This is a genomic window from Brevibacterium sp. AGC70 (assembly GCF_057334195.1).
In genome coordinates, this window is sequence record NZ_JBHFIH010000018.1 from 83,491 (window position 1) to 101,337 (window position 17,847).

Here is a 17,847-nt window from a genome sequence, read left to right on the forward strand (position 1 = left end):
GCCGAGCAGAGGCTCGGCGATCCGGGTGCTGGACTGAGAAGGCATGACTAGAGGTTACCGGCCCGAGAGCCGAAGGCTGTTGTCAGCCTCCGACTCCAAGAGGTCCGCTACCGCCCTCGTCGCCGCCTTCTCCGCCGGTGTCGCCACCGCCTCCAGTGTCACCTCCACCGCCGTTATTGCCACCGCCGCCGGTGTCACCTCCACCGCCGGTATCGCCACCGCCTCCGGTGTCACCACCGCCGCCGGTATCGCCACCGCCTCCAGTGTCACCGGTGTCGCCATCGTTCGATCCGCCGTCGGCATCCTTAGACGATCCATTATCCTCGCGGCCGTCTTTCGAGTCCTTGGAGTCCTTGCCGTCGTCCTTGGAATCCTTCGAACCGTCGGCGTCCTTATCTTTATCCTTGTCTTCGTCGTCCTTCGGCTTCTCGCTCGGCTCGTCGACTGGGGCCTTCTCGTCGGACCCGTCGCCGCCATCGCTGCCGCTCGGGGCCTCGGGTTCAGGCGCCTTCGGTTCGGGTTTCGGAACCGCCGGAGCGTTGGTGTTCTTAGGCTTCGGCTTGTCCGGCAGTTCTCCGCGCTCGGGGAACTGTTCGACCTTGGTTCCCTGGAGCGCGTCCTGCATGTACTCAGTCCACACTTGAACCGGGAACGATCCGCCCGTGACCTCGCCGCGGCCGCCGTAGGAGCCGATCGACATCTGCTTGCCGTCGACCTCACGGTAGAGGACCACTGATGTCGCAAGATTCGGGGTGTAGCCCGAGAACCAGGCCGCCGTGTTGTTGTTCGTCGTACCGGTCTTGCCCGCTGCTGGTCGTCCGAGCTGCTGGGCATAGCTGCCCGAGCCGCCGTTGATGACCTGCTGCAGAGCGAACGAGGTCTCAGCTCCCACCGCCTTGTCGAAGACGCGCTTGCCCTTCGCCTCGCCCTTGTAGACCTCCGTGTCGTCGGCCCCCTGGGTGACTTCCTTGATCGTGTGCGTGTCATGGTGGACACCGTTGGCTGCGAAGGTCGCGTAGGCCGAGGCCATGTCGATCGGCTTCACGCTTGGCGTTCCGAGCACGTTCGAGGGGTTAGGGGTGAGTCCGATGGAGCATCCGCCCGTGTCACCGGACTCCATCTCCTTGTCCGTGCAGTTGCCGCTCAGGCCCGCTCGCTGTGCCACGTCCACAGTCTTGTCCGGGCCGACCTGGACATTGAGCGCGGCATAGGCCGTGTTGATCGAGGACTGAGTGGCCTTGAGCAGACTCACGGGTCCGTAGCTCGTATTGCCGAAGTTCGACAGCTCCCATGGAGTGCCGTCGTTGTTCAGGGTCGTCGGACTCGCACCCGGATAGGTGTCGGTGAGTCGTACACCGTTCTCAAGCCCAGCCACCAAGGCGAAGGGCTTGAAGGTCGAACCGGCCTGTACATGGCTCTGTGTCGAAGCGTTGAAAGCCTGATCGAGGTAGTTCTTACCGCCGTAGAAGGCCTCGATTCCACCGTTGTCCGGATTGATCGAGACCAAGCCCGTCTGCAGACCCTCCGGCTGATCGGACGGCAGGTTCTTGATGGCCTTCTCGGCCTGCTTCATCCGGTCCTCGTCGAAGGTGGTCGTGATGTTATAGCCACCACGGTCGAGCTGCGCCTCGGTGATGTCGAGCTTGCGCAGGGCCTCACGGCGGACGAAGTCCCACATGTAGCCCTTTTGGCCGGACAGTGAAGATTCTTTGTTCTGCTTCTTCACCTTCGGCATCTCGATCTTGGCTGCCTGCTCCTCAGTGATGAAGCCCTCATCAACCATCGACTTCACGACGTAGTCGAAACGATCCTGGTAGACCTCGGGGTTGTCCGAGGGATCGGCGGCTCCTGGGCGCTGGATCATCGCTGCCAGCAATGCCGACTCGCTGACGTCGAGGTCCTTCGCCGACTTATCGAAGTAGTTCTGGCTGGCAACCTCGATGCCGTAGGACCGGCGTCCGAGGTAGATGGTGTTGAGGTAGTTGGCAAGGATGTCGTCCTTGCTCTGCTGCTGATCGATCTTCAGCGAGATGAACATCTCCTTGATCTTGCGATCGAAGGAGTGCTCGTTCGTGAGGTAGAAGTTCTTCACATACTGCTGCGTGATGGTCGATCCACCACCGGCGTACTGATTGGTCGCCACACCGACGACTGCGCGGGAGAGTCCCTTGATGGAGATTCCGCGATTCTCGTAGAACGAGGTATCTTCCGCAGCGACCGCTGCCTTCTGCATCGGCTCGGAGATCTCATCGATTCGGACCGACTTCCTGTCCTCGACCTTGTACTGCCCGATGGGTGTCTTGCCATCGTTGTAGTAGATGGTCGAGGTCTGACCTGTGGCCTCTTGATTGGGCTCGGGGACGTCTGTGGTCGCATATCCGATCGAGAACAGCACGCACAAGAGAATGACGATGCTGAGTCCGCCGACGACGAGCAGCCGGATGCTGGGCAGAAAACGCGTCCATCCGTGCACGCCTGAGCGCGGATAGTTGAGAATATTCTTCGTCTTCTTGCCTCTGGTTTTGGCTTGTCTTTGTCCCTTAGCCACCCAAGGTCCTCCAGGTCAGTTGGCCTGCCGCATTGCGTGGCGACGAGGTTCGATAAGGTCACACTTGAGCTTCAGTCTGGCACGCCTTCTTTGGAACGGGATGAAAATCCCCTGAATCCAGCGCCCAGTCACCCCAGTTGTTACTTTCCAGCACATATGAGTAGAGTCGCATGTCCACTCTCACCAGGGATTTTACTGTCACACCCAGGTATCGACCACACCAAGTGGCGAATTGCTCACATTTAGCTATTTTTTCAACTATCAGCCGCCTGTCGGCCCATCATTGTGCATAGAACTGTGCACTCCAGACCCCAACTGCTCTGTGAGAGTAGGGGGTCGACGAATACTTTCCGAGCAGATTCGCCCTCAGAAATCGCCGAGGGCGGTCAGCCCTTGAGGTCGAAGTCCGTGTCTGCGTACTCCTTGCCTTCGACGGCCGGCTCACCGCTGAACGGATGCAACTGGTCTTCACGTGCGCGAAGTTCGACACGGCGGATCTTGCCGGAGATGGTCTTCGGCAGCTCGGAGAACTCGAGCCGACGGATGCGCTTATATGGGGCCAGGTGCTCACGGCAGTAGGCGAGGATCTCCCGAGCGGTGTCCGCATTGGGTTCGAAACCACCCGCCACGACGACATAGGCCTTGGGAACAGCGAGACGGACAGGATCCGGCGAGGGGACCACAGCCGCCTCGGCGACGGCCTCGTGCTCGATGAGCACGCTCTCAAGCTCGAACGGCGAGAGTCGATAGTCACTGGCCTTGAAGACGTCGTCGGCGCGCCCGACATAGGTGATGTAGCCGTTCTCGTCGCGTTCGGCCACGTCACCGGTGTGATAGACGCCGCCTTCGAAGGCTTCAGCGGTCTTCTCCTCATTGGACCAGTATCCGCTGGTCAATCCCAAAGGACGCGGGTCGAGACGGAGGCAGATCTCGCCCTCATTGCCCTCTTCACCGGTCGCGGGATCGATGAGGACCACGTCATAGCCGGGGAGCACCTTGCCCATGGAGCCGTATTTGAGCTCCTGATCAGGGGAGTTGCCGACCTGCAGGGTGGTCTCCGTCTGGCCGTAGCCGTCGCGGATGAGCACATCCCATTCCTGCTTGACCCGGTCGATGACCTCCGGGTTGAGGGGCTCGCCGGCGCCCAGGGCGATCTTCGGCGGCGTCTTGAGATGGCTGAGGTCTGCCTGGATGAGCATGCGCCACACCGTCGGAGGAGCGCAGAAGCTGGTCACGCCGACCCGGTCCATGGTCTCCATCAGTGCATTCGCGTCGAAGCGCGAGTAGTTGTAGAGGAAGACACAGGATTCGGCGATCCAGGGAGTGAAGATATTCGACCAGGCGTGCTTGGCCCAGCCGGGCGAGGCGACATTGAGGTGGACGTCGCCGGGCCTCAAGCCCATCCAGTACATCGTGGACAGGTGGCCGACGGGGTAGGACACGTGGGAATGGGCGACCATCTTCGCCTTCGAGGTCGTGCCCGAGGTGAAGTAGAGGAGGAGCAGGTCATCAGCGCGCGAGGTGCCCTGCGGGTCGAAGCGTGAGTCTTCATCGTCGGCGTCGACGTAGCTGTAGTCCTGCTGGCGCTTCGCATCGTCACCGACGACGATGCGCACCACCTCCGCGTCGACATCGTCGAACTTCGCAGCATCCTCAGATCCGGCGATGACGAACTCGGCCTTGCCGCGATCGACACGATCATTGAGGTCGATGGGACCCAACTGGGTGGTCGTGGGCAGTAGGACCGCGCCGAGCTTGATGCCGGCGAGCATGGTCTCCCACAGCTCGACCTGGTTGTTGAGCATGATCATGACGTGGTCGCCGCGCTTCACACCTGAGCGGCGGAGGAAGTTGGCAACCTGGTTCGAACGACGGGAGAGCTCCGCGTAGCTCCACTTGCCCTCCGACCCGTCCTGCTCGACGATCCACAGGGCTGGGTTGTCGTTGCCCTCGGCGACCTTGTCGAACCAGTCGATGCCGAAGTTGAAGTGATCGAACCGCGGCCATTCGAAGCCGTCACCGGCCGCCGCGGCATCGCTGCGCAACTCGATCAGCTTGTCTCTGGCTGCACGGAACTCATCGGTCACAGTCATCAGGATCTCCTCACATCGTCGCCTGCGCCACACCATGTGACGACACGCACAAACATACGCGAATTACGAAGTTATCAGTTGGTGTGAGGACGACAACAGGCGGGGGTGGAGACTAGGACTGTTCTCCGGGCTCAACTTCCGCGGGCCCGTTCTCGGCCCACCACTGACGCAGAACCTCTTCAGCGCGTTCAGGTCCCAGCGGGCCGTGCTCCATCCGCTGCTCGAGAAGATGTTTGTAGGCCTTGCCCACCAGCGGCGAGGGTTTGATGTCGAGGATGGCCATGATCTGCCGACCGTCGAGGTCGGGGCGGATCGCGGCGAGCTCCTCCTGCTCGCTGAGCTTCTCGATCCGGTGCTCCAGGTCGTCGTAGGCGAATGCGAGCCGATCGGCCTTCTTCTTGTTCCGCGTGGTCACGTCCGCGCGGGTGAGGATGTGCAGTCGCGAGAGCAGCGGGCCGGCGTCGGTGACATAGCGCCGCACCGCAGAATCGGTCCACCCGGCGTCACCGTAGCCGTAGAAGCGCAGATGCAGTTCGACCAGACGGCCAACGGCCTTCGTGGTGTCCTTGTCGAAGCGCAGCGCCTTCATCCGCTTCGCGGTCAGCTTCGCGCCGACGGCATCATGGTGATAGAAGGTGACAGCCCCACCGGGCAGGAATCTGCGTGTCGCAGGTTTGCCCACATCGTGCATGAGCGCCGCGAAGCGGACGGTGAAATCGGGCACGACGAGGTGGTTGGGATCATCAGAGCTCAACCCGGCTTCGCGCTGTTTGGCCGCATACTGCTCTTCGAGTTCCACAGCCTGGCGCAGCACGGTCAGTGAGTGCTGATAGACGTCCTTGTGGCGGTGATGTTCATCGGTCTCCAGCCGCAGACCTGTGACTTCGGGCAGGACGTGATCGGCGACATCGGTGCGCACCAGCAGATCGATGCCCGCGGCCGGGTCGAGGCCGGTCATCAGTTTGAACAACTCCACCTGGATGCGTTCGGCGGAGATGATCGCAATCCGATCGGCCATGTCACGCATCGCCGCTTCCACCTCGGCGACGGGATCGAGACCCAGCTGAGCCGTGAAACGCGCGGCGCGCATCATGCGCAGCGGATCATCGGAGAACGAATCCGCGGCCGTTCCCGGGGTGCGGATGACACCCTCGACGAGGTCGGTGAAGCCCTCGAACGGGTCGACGAATGTCATTGCTGGCAGACGAATCGCCATCGCACCGATTGTGAAATCGCGTCGGACCAGGTCAGCGTCGAGATCTGTGCCGAATTTCACCGTGGGTTTGCGCGAATCCGGGTCATAGGCCTCGGCGCGGTAGGTCGTGATCTCGATCTGCACTCCGGACTTGATCGCGCCGATGGTGCCGAATTCCCGCCCGATGTCCCAATGTGTGTCGACCCAGTCGGAGATGAGGGAGAGGATGTCGTCGGGACGCGCATCCGTGGTGAAGTCGAGATCGGGCATCGGACGGCCCAGCAGTGCATCGCGAACGGAGCCTCCGACGAGCGCGAGTTCGAATCCGGCCGCGGCGAAGCGCTTGCCCAGCGGCCCGAGAATGTTCTCGAGCTCATCGAGCTTGTCGTACAGACGGGCGTGCGCGGTCTTCGGGTCCACCGAGCTCCTTCGTGTTCTACCGTGCCGTTCCGATCGGAGACGGCTCATCTACAGCCGAGTCCAGCCTACCGGGAGCGCGCCCAACGACACTTCCAAGAATCGCCTACTAAGGTAGGAGAATGACCACACCGATGCCCAAGCCGGGACCCAGAGCGTCTCGTCGCACCACGGTAGAGGAGATATCCGCCGGGGGCATCGTCGTCGACTTCACACGCCCGGAACTGTCCGTGGCCGTGATCGCGCGGATCAACCGGGCAGGACGGATCGAATGGTGCCTTCCCAAGGGTCACCTCGAAGGAATTGAGACCCCCGCCGAGGCGGCTCGCCGTGAGGTCGAAGAGGAGACAGGCATCCTCGGGCAGATAGTCTGCCCCCTGGGCACCGTCGACTACTGGTTCACGGTGACCGGAATCCGTATCCATAAACTTGTCCACCACTTCCTGTTGCGTGCACGGTCTGGGACGTTGACCGTGGATAATGATCCTGACCAGGAAGCGATCGACGCTGCGTGGATTCCGTTCAACGATCTGCGCTCCCGGCTCTCATTCGCCAATGAGCGTCGCATCGTTGCCGCCGCCCGTCCGATGGTCGCCCGATTGGAGCAGTGAAACCCATCAGCCATATGCGTTTCCTCCTCGCCCTGCTGAGCACAGTCCTGCTGCTCGCAGGGTCAGTTTTCGTCGTCCCACTCATGGGATCGAGTCCGGCGGTTGCCGCCGGTTCGAGCGCCGCCGATGGCACCTCAGCGAACGGAGGCAAGTCCGGTGGCTCCAAAGTCGCCATCACCCTCGACGAGGTGACGCCCTGGGTCGATGCAAAGGGCACACTCAAGGTGCGCGGCACGATCACGAACCCCACGGATGAGGCGATCTCCGATCCTGATCTGCATCTGGCGATGTCGATGCAGAAGCTCGATTCCGGTCGTAAGATCGAGAGCTGGAAGACCGACCAGTCCCAGAACCGCAGCATCGCCGACCTCGAGAACAACGGTCCCGACGCCCGCAAGAAGGCCGAAGAGGGCTCAAACGGAGACTCCGACCCGATGACTGCGGTGGACACCACGTTCGAGGATGAGATCGCGGCCGGGTCCTCCGCAGAATTCACGATCTCCGTCCCCGCAGATGATCTCGGACTGCAGAAGTCCTCTCCGGTCTCGAACTGGGGCCCGCGTGGACTGAGCGTACAACTCGGCGATGCCACCGGGCGACTCGCCTCCGAAGTCGGCTTCTCCACCTGGTACCCGAGCCCGAAGTTCGACAAGACCAAGATCAGCATGCTCGCCCCGGTGACGATTCCGGCTCATACCTCTGACGGCATCATCGCCCCCGACGTCCTCGACAAGGCGATCGGCAAGGGCGGCTCTCTGACGTCGATCATGAACGTTCTCGACACTCCCGGAGTGGGAATCGCCCTCGACCCCCGGATCATCGCCTCCTTCGAATCGGCTGTAGCCGAACCACCGCCCGAAGATGACGGATCAGATCCCGAGGAGTCTGAAACGCCCTCCCCGCAGGGCACGGAAACGGCAACCACAGGACCCGATGCCCAGGACACCGATCCCGGCGCGAATTCCGATGACGAAGGCGGCGACGATGGGCTCAGCGGCGACGAGTCGGAGGCCCAGGAAGAGCAGCGCAAGCGCCTCGACACCTGGTATCAGGACTTCCTTGCCGAAGCGGAGTCGCACACCGTCATCGCTCTGCCCTATGGCGACCCCGACCAGGCGTCGCTGGTGGACAGTGACCTGGAGAGTCTGGGCAAGTTCGCGCAGAAACAGAGACAGATCGTCAAGGATGTCCTGCCGAAGGCCAAGACCGACATCGCCTGGCCAGTCGCCGGCTCCGCACAGCGCGAGCATCTCGCTGACTTCGCCAAGGCCGGTGATCAGACCGTGATCCTCAGCAACAACCAGCAGCCATCTCTGGCAGGGGTCCACGACGACGCCCACTCGAAGACTCGCATCACCGCCGATGCACAGTCATCGATCGACACTCTGATCACCGATACGGCTCTGGCGCAGCAGAGCGCCAAGATCATCGGTTCCGATCATCCCGCTTCGGGCATCTCAGAACTGGTCGCGACAACCGCCGCGATCCAAGCAGAGTCCCCCTACCGGACACGACATCTGCTCTTGCCGATGCCTCGCACGGCAGCCTCGGCGAACTGGGAGGGTACGGTCAAGTCCGTCGCGGACGCTCCCTGGGTCGATCCGTCCGGCATCGATGATCTCCTCGACACCGACCCTGTGCCCCGCGGGCTGCTGCAGTCAGGAGCGGATCCGAAGGCGATCGGAACCAAGGCAGTGCACAGCCTCGCAGAGACCCGGGCGACGCAGAAGAAGTTCAACAGTGTGTTCTCCGACCCGGCGAGTGCGAATACACGGCTGGACCGTGAGCTGCTCAGCTGCACCTCGGTCGCGTGGACCCTGGAGGGCAGTGCGAAGAGCTGCGCCGACGATGCCCAGGCTTCGAGTGAGAAGGTGAGGAACAGCCTCTACCTCGAGAAGGGCTCCTCGGTGCTGCTGGTCACCGGTGAGGAGACGACCATCCCGGTGACGATCGTCAACGATTCGCCCGCCGAGGCGAGCATGAGCATCCGGATGAAGCCGAAGACCCCCCAGCTGCGGGCCGAGCCCACCGAGACAGTCGTCGTGCCCTCCCAGGAGACCATGCGCGTCGACGTTCCCGTCGAGGGTCTGGCCAACGCAGACGTCCCGACGACGATCGAGATGGTCGCCACCGATGACGTCGTCCTGCCGAAGAACGAGACACTGCTCGTCAGGGTGCGCGCCGACTGGGAGAACATCGGTACGGCCGTAGTCGGATTGGCACTGGCCGCCGTGTTCGTGATCGGCTTGATCAAGACGATCTCCCGCGGACGCAGGAAGATCCCCGAACAGCAGCTGGCCGATGCGATGGCCCGCGCGCACAACGACGAATCGGAAACGAGGTAACGCGTGTCCAGTTTCTCATCGTTAGCCAGATCCTCGGCCATTATGACCGCAGGCACACTGACTTCGCGTGTGCTGGGCCTGGTCAAGGCCTCACTGCTCGCGACGGCGATTGGAATCACTGCAGTCCAGGCGGACGCCTTCGATGTCGCCAACAAGGTGCCCAACACCTTGTATATGCTGCTGGCCGGCGGCGTGGTCAACGCCGTCCTCGTCCCGCAGCTGGTCCGCGCGTCGAAGCGCAAGGACGGAGGCGAGGACTATACGAACCGTCTGCTGACCCTGGCATTCATGATCCTTGCAGTGGTCAGCATCGTTGCCACAATCGCCGCTCCGGTCCTCGTGTGGCTCTACTCCTCCGGGTGGGGGCCGGATCAGATGGCCCTGGCCACGGCCTTCGCATTCTGGTGCCTGCCGCAGCTGTTCTTCTACGGTCTCTACACGCTCTTGGGCCAGGTGCTCAACGCGAAGTCCTCGTTCGGTCCATATATGTGGGCACCAGTGCTCAACAATGTCGTCGCCATTGTGGGACTCCTCGTCTTCATCCTTGTCTTCGGCACGAACAATGCTTCCCCTCATCATCTGAGCACCTGGACTCCGGACAAGATCGCCCTTATAGGCGGATCAGCCACACTGGGTGTCGCCGCTCAGGCTCTGATCCTGATCTGGCCGCTCAAACGCATCGGCTTCAAGTACAGGCCGACATTCGGTTTCCGTGGTGTCGGCCTCGGCACCGCCGGCAAGGTGGCATTCTGGACCTTCGCCGCGATGCTCATCGGTCAGATCGGATTCCTGGTCATTTCCCGCGGCGCCGCGGGCGCCTCGGTCCCGGGAGAGGGCAATGCCTCGAACGCCGCCTACACAAACGGCTACCTGGTCTTCATGCTCCCGCACTCACTCATCGCGGTGTCGCTTGCCACGGCACTCTTCACCTCGCTGAGCAGGGATGCCGCGAACAATGACACCAAGGCTGTCGTCGGTGACTTCTCCATGGGCATACGCATGGTCGGATTTGTGAATTCGTTCGCTGTCGCTGCTCTCGTCGTCCTCGCGTCGCCTGTGGCGATGATCATCGCCGGCGATGGCCGCGAACAGGCAATGGCCGTGGGACTCGTGATCATCACGATGGTGTTCGGCCTCATCCCCTTCAGCGCCAACTACCTGGCGCAGAGGGTCTTCTACGCCTATGAGGACGCGAAGACACCGTTCCTCATCCAGCTCCCGCAGGTGATCTTCCAGTCCTTGGCCGTGCTCTCTGCATCGATCTTCCCGAAATCGGTCACGGTCGCCATCATCGGTCTGACGATGAGTCTTGGCTACCTGTTCGCCATGATCCTCTCATTCGCGCTCCTGTCGAAGCGCCTGGGCGGGATTGATCTTCGCACAATCCTCGGCGCCCATGTGAAGTTCTTCGTAGCAGCGTTGCTTGCCGGATTGGCCGGTTACGGACTGCTCTTCTTCTTCCCGGACTTCGCATTGTCCGGCAGGTGGCAGGCATTCGTCTCCGCCGCTGGCGTCGGCACGGTCATGCTTGTCATCTTCCTGGGAGCATGTTATTTGCTGAAAGTCAGAGAGTTGCATTCGATTATTGGCGTGGTTGCTGGAAAACTAAGGAGATAGCCTGCGCATCGAAGCCCTATTGAAGCCCCTCTGGAGGTGGTCACCCTGATCGATATCGAACCCGGCATGGTAGTTGCTGGTCGTTACGTCGTATCAACGGTCGATCGTCGGTGGCTCGAGGACAATCCACAGGCGGGAGCCGTGTGCACGGCCCTCGACGCCATTCTCGATGAACCCGTCCTCATCCACGTCGCCGATGCCGACGGGTCCACGGATGTTCTCGAAGCAGCGCGACGGGTCTCCATCCTCGGCGATCATCGCATTGCCCCGACGTTGGATGTCGGTCATTCGAACGGACTCGACTATGTCGTGTCCAAGCGCATTGCCGTCACCTCACTCAGCGAGATCCTGCCCAAGTCACCGCTTCCCATCGATGCCGCCCGCGCTCTCATCGGCGAGATCGGAACAGTTCTCGTCACGGCTGCCCGACGCGGCCTGTTCCACATGTTCCTGCGTCCGAACACGGTGGGCATCACGACTAAGGGCACCGTCCTGGTCTCCGGCATCGGCATCGATGCCGCTCTGGCACTGGGCACGGGAGTCATCCGCCCCGAGGACTACACACCGACGAAGGCATCTCGAGAGGATGCCCTGGGTCTCATCCGGCTTTTCTACGCCGCCATCACCGGCTACTGGCCCACCGATGAGCCATTCAACGGCATACCCGCAGCAGGGCGCGAGAATTCCCGCATTGCGAGGGCCAAGAGCCTCAATCCCGAGATCTCCAATGAACTCGATGACTTCGTCAGCGGCATCCTCACTGGGACCGATCCAGGCCCTGGCTCCGTAGCTGAGGTGCTGGGCTACCTGGACGAGTGGGATGCCGAGCTTCTGCGCTACGTCAACCGTACTCCGGTACTCGACAACGACAGTGTCTTCAACCAGTCGCCGCGCAGCTTCGACGAGGCGACGAGCCTACCCGCACCACGATCAACGTCGATGGGTACGTCCACTGCGAACACAGCCAGCGACGACCAGGTCAAAGCGGCTCTGGTTCGCATCGGCATCACCCGTCCGGGAACTCGCGGACTGGCTGTGGGAGTCGTCGGCAAGACGACGGGGCAGTATGCCGACCGTATGCAGATGCGTGAGGCCTCGAGCTTCCCGATCGGCAAGGATCAGCTCGATAACGCCACCCAGGACTGGGAGGAGTGGGAGCCTGAACAGACCTATTCGGAGTACTCCGCATACGCCGACCATGAATATGACGAGAATCTGACGTCTCCGATCATGAATCGTGACGCCCAGGATTCGGACCCCGACACCCAGGCCCTCGACGTGGTGTCCGAGGACGGCGTTGACGAGGTCGAGGACGATAACGATACCCGCGTCATCATGGATGACGAGGACGATGGGTCGTGGTTCCTCGGCGGAATGTTCGAGACTCATGAGCAGCAGCGCGAGCATCAGCTGCGCGAGTACGAACGCGAACGACGCATCGCCAAGGCCAAGGAAGACGAAGCACGCCGGCGCATCGCCGCGCTCGAGGCGGCCTCGACATCCAAACGACAAGAGGCGAACGCCGCAACGCCACCCAAACAGGTGCGCAGGCTTTCGCCCACTGCTGTCGATGAGTCACCAACCGATTCGTCTCGTCCAACCGCGCCCGTTGCCGCAGTCTCGCCCGAGCAGAAGTCGGACGACGATTCTGGAGCTGCATCAGCCGGAGCTGCCGGCGTCGCGGGGGCTGCCGCCGTCGGGGCAGCTGGAGCTTCCAAGTCCGCTGGCTCCGGGGGCAAGAAGAAGAATTCAACCACACCCAAGTCGGCTTCTGCTGGGGCAACGACAGGTGGTGCGGGTGTCGGCGCATCCGGCGCTGCGGCTGCTGGCGGTTCAGCTGCCGGCGCGGCGGCAGGCGGTGGATCTGCCGACAATGGCGGGGACCCGGATGGTGACCCGTCGAGTTCGCGAAAGCCGTTCGCCTGGTTGGTCCTTGCGCTGGTGGTCATCGCAGCCATCGTGATCTCGATTGCGGTCTTCAACTTCACTTCCGGCGACGACGAGCCTGAAACGGTAGCCGAGACCTCCGCCCCAGCCAAGACTGAGGACGGCAAGGATAAGAAGACAGAGGAACCCAAGGCAGATCCTCCGAAGATCGATAAGGTCAAGGCGTTGGACCCCGAGGGTGACGATGAGGAGAACGACGACGAGGCCGAAGACGTCGTCCCCAATACGGACGGGTCATGGCGGACCGACCGCTACAATTCGGCATCGTTCGGCAACCTGAAGTCCGGCGTCGGACTGCACTTCGAACTCGAAGACAAGACGACGGTGAAGGAAGTCAAGGTCAAGTCCTCGAACTCGGGCGGGTCCTTCGAGATTCGCAATGGTTCCGATCCTGACGATGCAAAGAAGGTCGGCGAGGGCGAATTCGACTCGGACGGCGTCACCATCAAACTCGATGATGACGTTGAGACGGACAACCTGATTCTCTGGGTGACCGAGCTTCCTCAAGACGATGGCGGCTTCCGTGCCATCATCAACACCGTCGACTTCAAATAAGAGCCCGTTCCAGGCTCACGGTCCTTGCTGACCCTGGCAGACGTCCGCCTGAGGGATCGACACCGGGTCTGGGAGATGCGGCGTGCATCGCTTGAGGCCAGATGCGGAATAGTCGCAACCGCCGTACCGTTATGCGTACGATAGTCAATCCGTGCCGCGATCGAGCGGGACTCTGAGTACACAGCGAGCAGAAACAGGGAATTTTCACATGACTGATACACAATTGGTGATCATCGGGTCGGGTCCGGCCGGATACACCGCGGCCGTCTACGCGGCTCGTGCGAACCTTTCGCCCGTGGTCATTGCAGGTTCTGTGACAGCAGGTGGTGAGCTCATGAACACCACCGACGTTGAGAATTACCCCGGTTTCCCCGCCGGAGTGCAAGGTCCAGAACTCATGGAGAGCATGCGCGAGCAGGCTGAGAAGTTCGGCGCCGAGGTGATCTACGACGATGTCGCGACCCTCAAACTGGAGCCCGGTGCCCATCAGATCGAAACTGCGCTGGGAGCCAGGTACACGGCTCAGGCAGTCATCCTCGCCACCGGCTCTGCGTACCGCGAGCTCAACCTTCCCAATGAGAAGAAGCTCTCCGGCCACGGCGTCAGCTGGTGTGCCACCTGCGACGGCTTCTTCTTCCGAAATCAGCACATCGCTGTTGTCGGCGGGGGCGACTCGGCCCTCGAAGAGGCAACATTCCTCACTCGGTTCGCCTCCAAAGTGACCCTCATCCACCGTCGTCAAGAGCTTCGTGCTTCACAGGCGATGCAGGATCGGGCAGCCGCCGATGAGAAGCTCGAATACCTCCTCGACAGCGAAGTCACCGAGATCCACGGCGAAGACTCACTCACTGGTCTCACGGTCCGCAACACTGTCTCAGGTGAAACGTCTGAACTGCCGGTCACCGGCTTGTTCGTGGCAATCGGCTCGGATCCCCGCACCAGTCTCTTCGGCGATCAGCTCTCGCTGCGTTCCGATGGCTATCTCAACGTCGAAGGGCGAACCTCCAAGACCGCGGTCGAAGGCGTATTCGCTGCGGGCGACGTCATCGACTCCGTCTACAGGCAGGCCATTACGGCCGCGGGATCAGGCTGCTCGGCAGCCCTCGATGCTGAACACTACCTGGCCGATCTCGATGCCGTGACAAAACAGGCCGAGGCCGTAGCCGCTGAGGCTTCACAGGCTCCAGCGCCGATTGCGTCCTGACAGACACCACTCGACTGACACCAACTGCCACGAAGCACACGCTTCACCTGACCTGACGAAGGTCTATGCGCGAGCTCGGGGAATGAATCCTGCACAACGGCTGTTTCCGCTAGAGAACATTGTTAAGAGAAAGGTTGCTCATGTCGACAGAAGTCACTGATGCCACGTTCGAAGAGACCGTATTGAAGTCCGACAAGCCAGTGCTCGTCGATTTCTGGGCTCCATGGTGCGGCCCTTGCCGCATGGTCAGCCCGATCGTTGACCAGATCGCGGAAGAGAACACCGAGAAGCTCAACGTGGTCAAGGTCAACACCGACGAAAACCTAGAGACGGCGAGCAAGTACGGAATCACCTCGATTCCTGCGCTCTACGTCTTCAAGGATGGTGAAGTAGCAAAGACCATCATCGGTGCACGGCCCAAACCTGCGCTTGAGGATGAGCTCTCCGACTTCATCTGATCATGTTCTAAGGCGCCTGTTGTACGATCAACAGGCGCCTTAGGTCTACCCAGATTCAGGCAGGAACACGTTCAGAACTTCGCACAGCAGATTGGCATGGCATTGACTCACAACCCACACCCGCCGTTTTCACGCGGGCACAGCTCTGAGGTGCTGCCCAACATCAAAGCTCAGATGGCTCGTCTGGGGCTCAATGTCGGTCAAGCCGAATCTGTCGAGTTCGACCGGACCTTCGAACTCGCCGTCCGGCAGTTCCAACAGGTGCGAGGGATTCTCTGTGACGGCGTGATGGGCACAGAGACCTTTTCAGAGCTCGAGCGGGCTAGATATCAACTCGGCGACCGTGTCCTCCGCTATGACCCTGTGAGAGTCCTTACAGGCGACGATGTACTCAGACTGCAGCGGACTCTCGCCGGTCTTGGATTCTACGCAGGCCGCATGGACGCCGAGTACTCAGCGATCACTGACGCCGCCGTCAAAGAGCTGCAGATGAGTCTCGGCACCAAGGTCGACGGAGTGGCAGGACCACAGACACTGCGCGGACTCGACGCGATTGACCGCAAACAGGACACCGGGAATCTCTTTGCTCTTGAAGAACGAGCTCGAGTTGCAGCTTCTGGGACCTCGCTTGCCGGTCGCACCTTCGTCATCGAGGCTGCAACTACAGTTGTAGATTTCGAAACTCTTCCAATGACGAAGACTCAAGCCGACACCGAGCGGCGCATCACCACCGATATAGCAAGCCGACTTGCCGGCCGATTGGAAGCTGTGGGTGCAGGAGCAGTCGTACTCAACGGCGACGCTGTCGAGGTCAACAAGGCCGACCAACTCGGTGCTTCCGCCGTCATCACAGTCACCGCGGACGTCAACAAGTCCAAAGACGCAAACGGAATCGCAACCTTCTTCTTCGGGCACGAGACTCACTCCGACATCAATTCCCCGACCGGTGCACGTCTGGCTGAACTCATTCAGAGCGAACTCGCTGCCAGGACGGGAATGAGAGACTGCAGGAGCCATGCTCGCACTTGGTCTTCTCTGAAGCGGCTCCGCACTCCAAAGGTTCACGTGGTCGCCGGCTACCTCACTAACGCAGACGATCTCGATAACCTCGAAGACGCCAACGTACGAGATGCGATTGCTGACGGCATCGCAGCTGGCCTGCAGAGACTATACGTGCGCGAGGACTCTGATCCAGAAACCGGGACTCTCAGCCTGGCAGAAATCAAGGCGTACAGCTAGAAGCTCGATGCCTTAGGTTTCACGTGAAACGCGTGGTCGACGGCTCTCAACGCAACTTAGTAGCCGACGCCTGTTCCCGCGATGCCTCCGATCTACCAACTTGAATTCATTCGTTGACTGCTGATCTCCTAGTCTGAAGACTATTTGTTGAGTCACGCACTCCATCCTGCGTTGCGATTCGCAACCTATTTCATTTCATAGGGCTAGGCACATCTGTATCGGGATAGATGAGACCGTCCAGACAGATTCGTACTGGTGACCAGCCAGCTCGGGCGACCAGCAAACTCGGTTGGACGTTATCCGACGAAATCGATCTTCCGGCCTGGGTTCAACGGCCTCATCATCGAACGTCAAGTATTCCCATTCATCTAATTGGGTCAGCGCCGACGCACTACTGTGAGCCCATGTGGCAGCCCATGCCGTTACTAACGCATACACTCCTACGAAGAATCTATCCCGAGTACTAGCGAGGACTAATTATACGTGTACGGGTTCATAGAACGACATTGCTCATAGAAAATACCGAGCAACCGATTCATCCGACGGCGGTTTCAGGTGAAACATGCATAGCGTGCTCTACACAACCGGCGAGTCAGAGTTCGCGGGCGCACAGTGATCTGGGCGGCTCATCTCGCTGCTGGGAACGATGCTCGGGTCGACATTCGCGGCTCGGCCTTCAACACTCAACCAGCGTCCTGGATATTCACTCCATACACCGTCATGAATTTCTCAGTATCTCCTGCCCTTGGCAAATGACTCAATGCCGATCTAGGTCGTTTCCGTTTCACGTGAAACCACCTGAAATCAATGATCTGAAGCCTTCCAAATATCGCGAACAAACGATCTTGAGATCTCTCTGCAGCTGGCGTGGGTATTCTGGCATAAAGTGTTGACTCGTTCGGGCCGGAAGCGCCGAATCCTGAACAAGTCGAATCAAGTAGCGCCTCAGCACTACTCCAAGGACGAGACAACGCTGAGATGAACCAGCCCAACGGATAATAATCTAATGTTTCACGTGAAACTGCACTCGCTCACGCATGGACCACAATGTGGCCGTCAGGACGAGTGTAGGCACACGTCGCGTAGTGGACGCCCTAGATCGGCCCTAAAAGCACAGTCCCGGACGATACGATGACTCGACGGCCACTCATGACTTTCCAGTTAGTCCAGTGATTGTCGGCAAGGTCCTACAAGAGCCCGGACCTCTGCTTCATCCAGGACTGATGGCGCCCGGCCACTGGTTAGTGCAACAATTTGTTCCACGTGAAACAATCGCCAGCTTCCGTCCGCGACCGTTGTGTGGAGGACCACGCACAGCTCAAGAATGCGGCTGTTTACGCAAGCGACTAGCGAATCAAGGTCAGCTGTTAGCCGAGCGGTCTTCCTCTTATGCAGCATAGACAGAAGTAGACCGCAACGAAGAGAATTGGGCGTTTGAGGTCTAACGATCGTTGGCCAAACGCTAAAACTACTCGACCGTCAACACCCGCCTCAGACCTACATCAATACTGTTTCACGTGAAACGCTTCGCGCAACGTTGTATTACGCATTCCAAGGTTCACAACTTGCCAATAGTCGACGGCGACTCGCCCGCCGTGGTCAACGCCGCGATCCTTGG

General features: G+C 60.6%; 10 protein-coding genes. 7 read left to right on the forward strand and 3 right to left on the reverse strand.

Features of this window, described 5'->3' with window-relative positions; all coding sequences use genetic code 11:
- Nucleotides 1-82 precede the first annotated feature (82 nt).
- From ACE03M_RS15735 to ACE03M_RS15745, 3 genes are all read right to left on the reverse strand, one after another.
- On the reverse strand, nucleotides 83-2,548 hold the full coding sequence (locus ACE03M_RS15735; protein ID WP_485934976.1) for a transglycosylase domain-containing protein: 2,466 nt from the start codon (nucleotides 2,546-2,548) through the stop codon (nucleotides 83-85).
- A 386-nt stretch (nucleotides 2,549-2,934) separates the two neighbouring features.
- Nucleotides 2,935-4,641: an AMP-binding protein gene (locus ACE03M_RS15740; protein WP_485934978.1), complete on the reverse strand. Its 1,707-nt coding sequence runs from the start codon at nucleotides 4,639-4,641 to the stop codon at nucleotides 2,935-2,937.
- A gap of 112 nt (nucleotides 4,642-4,753) precedes the next feature.
- Nucleotides 4,754-6,256, reverse strand: a complete 1,503-nt coding sequence (locus ACE03M_RS15745; RefSeq protein WP_143922731.1) for a CCA tRNA nucleotidyltransferase — start codon at nucleotides 6,254-6,256, stop codon at nucleotides 4,754-4,756.
- A gap of 119 nt (nucleotides 6,257-6,375) precedes the next feature.
- Between ACE03M_RS15745 and ACE03M_RS15750 the strand changes: the two genes are divergently transcribed.
- The 7 genes from ACE03M_RS15750 to ACE03M_RS15780 all read left to right on the forward strand — a co-directional run bounded on the left by ACE03M_RS15750 (nucleotide 6,376) and on the right by ACE03M_RS15780 (nucleotide 16,229).
- Nucleotides 6,376-6,864 (forward strand): NUDIX domain-containing protein, encoded by a 489-nt coding sequence (locus ACE03M_RS15750; protein ID WP_143922732.1) that lies wholly within the window; start codon nucleotides 6,376-6,378, stop codon nucleotides 6,862-6,864.
- Nucleotides 6,861-9,209, forward strand: coding sequence for a DUF6049 family protein (locus tag ACE03M_RS15755; RefSeq protein ID WP_485934980.1), 2,349 nt, complete (start codon nucleotides 6,861-6,863; stop codon nucleotides 9,207-9,209). Before ACE03M_RS15750 ends, ACE03M_RS15755 begins: the two co-directional genes overlap by 4 nt.
- 3 nt (nucleotides 9,210-9,212) lie before the next feature.
- The gene (gene murJ / locus ACE03M_RS15760; protein ID WP_485934982.1) at nucleotides 9,213-10,826 is read left to right on the forward strand and encodes a murein biosynthesis integral membrane protein MurJ; all 1,614 of its coding nucleotides are present in this window, start codon (nucleotides 9,213-9,215) and stop codon (nucleotides 10,824-10,826) included.
- 36 nt (nucleotides 10,827-10,862) lie between these two features.
- Nucleotides 10,863-13,328, forward strand: coding sequence for a protein kinase family protein (locus tag ACE03M_RS15765; RefSeq protein ID WP_143922735.1), 2,466 nt, complete (start codon nucleotides 10,863-10,865; stop codon nucleotides 13,326-13,328).
- A gap of 208 nt (nucleotides 13,329-13,536) precedes the next feature.
- Nucleotides 13,537-14,532, forward strand: a complete 996-nt coding sequence (gene trxB / locus ACE03M_RS15770; protein WP_143922736.1) for a thioredoxin-disulfide reductase — start codon at nucleotides 13,537-13,539, stop codon at nucleotides 14,530-14,532.
- A 140-nt stretch (nucleotides 14,533-14,672) separates the two neighbouring features.
- Entirely contained in the window at nucleotides 14,673-14,990 is a 318-nt protein-coding gene (gene trxA / locus ACE03M_RS15775; protein WP_009882752.1) for a thioredoxin, read from the forward strand.
- Nucleotides 14,991-15,086: 96 nt separating this feature from the next.
- On the forward strand, nucleotides 15,087-16,229 hold the full coding sequence (locus ACE03M_RS15780; RefSeq protein WP_260848113.1) for an N-acetylmuramoyl-L-alanine amidase: 1,143 nt from the start codon (nucleotides 15,087-15,089) through the stop codon (nucleotides 16,227-16,229).
- The last annotated feature ends 1,618 nt before the right edge of the window (nucleotides 16,230-17,847 follow it).